The 3,676-nt window shown below is 57.1% G+C and carries 3 protein-coding genes; all 3 read left to right on the top strand.

Annotated elements, in window-relative coordinates:
- Window positions 1-2,055: tape measure protein (locus tag ACXJ5O_RS21465; RefSeq protein ID WP_457301659.1), on the top strand; the 2,055-nt coding region annotated here is incomplete at its 5' end.
- A gap of 315 nt (window positions 2,056-2,370) precedes the next feature.
- The gene (locus ACXJ5O_RS21460) at window positions 2,371-2,538 is read left to right on the top strand and encodes a hypothetical protein (protein ID WP_457301658.1); all 168 of its coding nucleotides are present in this window, start codon (window positions 2,371-2,373) and stop codon (window positions 2,536-2,538) included.
- Window positions 2,528-3,676: glycine-rich domain-containing protein (locus tag ACXJ5O_RS21455; RefSeq protein WP_457301657.1), on the top strand; the 1,149-nt coding region annotated here is incomplete at its 3' end. The genes ACXJ5O_RS21460 and ACXJ5O_RS21455, both read left to right, overlap by 11 nt.

Here is a 3,676-nt window from a genome sequence, read left to right as displayed (position 1 = left end):
GGCTTGGGCTGCGCTGCGAGGTGGGCAGTAATGGCGCAAGACCTACAAGCTCTCGTCGTTTCGTTGTCGGCTGACATCAAGAAATTCGAGAACGCGATGAACCGCGCTAACGGCATCTCCAACAAACAAATGCGTGCAGTCGAAGCGCGAGCGAAAAAGATGAACAGCAACCTTTCGGCGTCCTTTGCCAATGTAGGCAAGGGTTTTGCTGGAGCGTTTGCGGCGGCTGGCGCTCTTAAAGGCGCGCAGACGCTGATTGATACCTCGACGCGTATTTCCAACGCCCTCAAGGTTGCCGGCCTATCCGGTGAACAGCTTAACGTTGTGTACGACAGTCTGTTCGCCAGCGCGCAGAAAAACGCGGCGCCGATCGAGGATCTAGTCACCCTGTATGGTCGCGCCTCGCAGTCGGCCAAGGATTTGGGCGTGAGTCAGCAAGAGTTGCTGAAATTCACAGACAACGTTGCGCTCTCGTTGCGCGTCGGCGGCACATCAGCAGCCGAGGCAAGCGGCGCACTCCTGCAGTTGTCCCAGGCACTCGGCAACGGCGTTGTTCAGGCTGAGGAGTATAATTCATTGCTGGACGGGGCCCAGCCGTTGCTACAGGCCACCGCGGCAGGCCTCAAGGAAGCTGGCGGTTCGGTCTCGGCGCTCACCCGTCTTGTAAAAGATGGTAAGGTTTCGTCCGAGGCCTTTTTCCGCGCGTTCGAAGCAGGAGCTAGCACCCTTGAGGATAAAGTCGGCGGCTCACAACTTACCGTCTCGCAGGGTTTCACTCGCCTGCAGAATATCCTGATCGATACCGCTCGCCAGTTTGACAACAATTCCGACGCAGCGGTGCTCCTAGCCCAGACCATCGACAGGATGGCTAGAGCCATGAAAGAGTCGGGTAACATTATCAATTCGCTCGTTGGACCGCTGCAAACTTTGCATACCTGGGTAAGCGCGGTCACCACAGCCGCCCTTGAAATGTCTGCTGCTTTTGGTGCGGCCACTGGACTTGACGAGGTTGGACGATCGCTCGGCGCCACGCCATATCGATCTGACAGACAGATTCAGCAGCGCATCAACGATGCCTTTGGCGCTACTGCGACTGAGGATAAACCAGGCACGGCGCTCGACGTTACTGGCGGCAAGCCTATCCGCCCGGTATCATTGGCGGACTATAAGGTGCCCGCGAAGGCCACAAAGGCAAAAGGCACACCAGCGGTAAAGAAGACTGCAGACAGTCGCTTCAACGACGACATACAGGCTACGAAGGACCGAACTGCCGCTCTAGCCGAAGAAACTGCCATGGTCGGCAAAGGCTACGAGGCACAAGAACGCCGACGCATGGCGTTGGACCTAGAGCAATCCGCCTTGGCTGACCTTCGCGAAGAGGCCCGCAGGAAAGGCCAGACGGACCTCGAGAGCATTAAGTTATCCGACGATCAGAAAGCTAAAATCGACGAGGTGTCGGCTGCCTACGCCAACCAGGCCAATGAACTTCGCAAAGTTCAGGATGYGCAAGATAAGTCGGAACAAGCCGCTGGCGAGTTCTACGACACGTTCAAAAGCGGTGCGATTGACGCGATTACAGGTGCGAAAAGTCTTGGTGACGCATTGTCGGACCTGGCGAAGAAGCTTGGCGACATGCTTCTCAACGCTGCATTCGACTCGCTGTTCAAGCCTGCTTCTGGCAACTCCAGCGGCGGCATGTTTGGCAGCATCTTTTCGGGCCTCGGCAAAATTATGGGTTTTGCAGGCGGCACGGACAATGCACCTGGCGGCCTAGCATGGGTTGGGGAAAAAGGCCCAGAACTCATGAACGTGCCGAAGGGTGCGCAGATCATCCCGAACCATCGGCTGACCGCCCCAAGTATGCCGGCGCTACGAGGCGTAGGCGGTGGTGGACAGAGTGTCGTCGTTCATTTCAATCCCACAATCGACAACCGCGGCGCCTCTGTGGAGGCCGTAGCGCGCACCGAGCAGGCTTTGGCCAAGATGAAGGCAGAACTTCCCGCGACCATCCTCACAACCATGACCAAAGCCAAGTCTACCCGCCAGTGGAAATAGAAAAAGGAGCGGTATGTCCGCTCCCCTTAGTATCAGCCGCCGCCTGGACGCGAATCCGCTGAACGACCACCACACGACGAACCGTCACTTGCGGTCTGCCATGAGTGATCACAAGAACCAGCGAACGAGGCTGCTGGCATGCAGAGCACGAGCAGTAGAGCAGCGATTGCTATTTTCATTATCGTTTCCCCCAAAAGTAACACATTGCGACGCGACGTAAACATCTGTGAACACATCGGTCAAGTGTCGTCAATCGAATTGATTAGTTGTGAGACGCCGACCTAGCCGTCCTCAAAATATCCAAAGGAATCCAACATGAATAACGACGTTAACGCGGTGGCCGATGAGCCGTGCGCGGCGCACAAGAAATGGGAAGCCGACACTGCTGCCTGGCGGGAGTCCGAAAAGGTCGCTGCTGAAGAGATTGCGATCCAGGACCAACGCGCGGCAAAACTATTGAAGGGCCAGCCATATGGCAATTAAGAACGATTACTCCGCGGGTACCGTCTCTGTCTCAGCGGGCGGCACCGTCGTCACTGGTGTAAGTAGCATGTGGGTCGCGGCCGACATCCAGCCAGGTGATACATTTAAGGTCAAGAACCTCGATGCGATCATCCTATCCGTAGATAGCAATACGCAGATTACCATAAAAGAAGCCTGGACAGGCGGCGCCCTAACTGCGTCGGCTTACGCAATCCGCTACCAGCCTGACGGCTCGCGCTATTCCGCAGCAGCACGAGCGTTGATTGAGATGCTTGGCAACGGCAACCTACAGGCTCTGGCAGGTCTGACTGGTGCGCTCAACAAAATCCCGTATTTCATCGGTGCCGGCGCTATGGCGCTAGCGGACTTTAAGGACTGGGCCATTTCGTTCTTCAGCTTGACACCCGCGGCTGATAAGCTTGCCTATTTCAACGGCTCCACCAGTGCCGCACTGACCGATATCACCGCGCAGGGTCGCACAGCACTCGCCAACATCACCGCGGCAGGCAATGCCCTCATTGACGATACTGACGCCAGTGCACAGTTGTCCACGTTGGGTTTTTCTACGTTCGGTAAAACCCTCATTGACGACGCTGACGCTCCTACGTTTCGAACAACCGCGTTTGCGATGGGCGTTATCCGAGAGCAACGCTTCGGCGTGTCTGGTACCTACACTCCCCACCCAAACATGGTGTACTGCGAAATCATGTGTCAGGGCGCTGGTGGTGGCGGTGCTGGTGTCACAGGTGCGGGTGCGAGTAGTACGGAGCAAGGGGGTGGCGGCGGTTCCGGTGCTACGGCTTTTAAAATAGCCTCGGCCGCTGATATCGGTGCTTCCAAGGCTGTTACTATTGGTGCTCCTGGCGCTGGTGGCGGCATCAATGCGGCGGGTACAGATGGCGGAAGCACTTCCGTAGGGTCTCTTTGCAGCGCACAGGGTGGTTTCGCTGGTTTACCATCGGCTAACCGCGTCGGTGGGGCGGGTGGTGGGAATACGGGTTCCATCGCAGGCGATTACGGTAAATCAGGTCAGCAAGGTCAACCGGGTCAGCAAGCAAGTGGCCCGTTATTCCCTACACAAGGCGTCGCGTCCTTTATGGGCGGCGGCGGTACGGCTGCTTTCTCGGGTGCGGTATCC

The organism is Phyllobacterium sp. P5_D12 (genome assembly GCF_054049495.1).
Note: the sequence above shows the minus strand (reverse complement) of the source record. Positions and strands in the feature narration are given on the sequence as shown.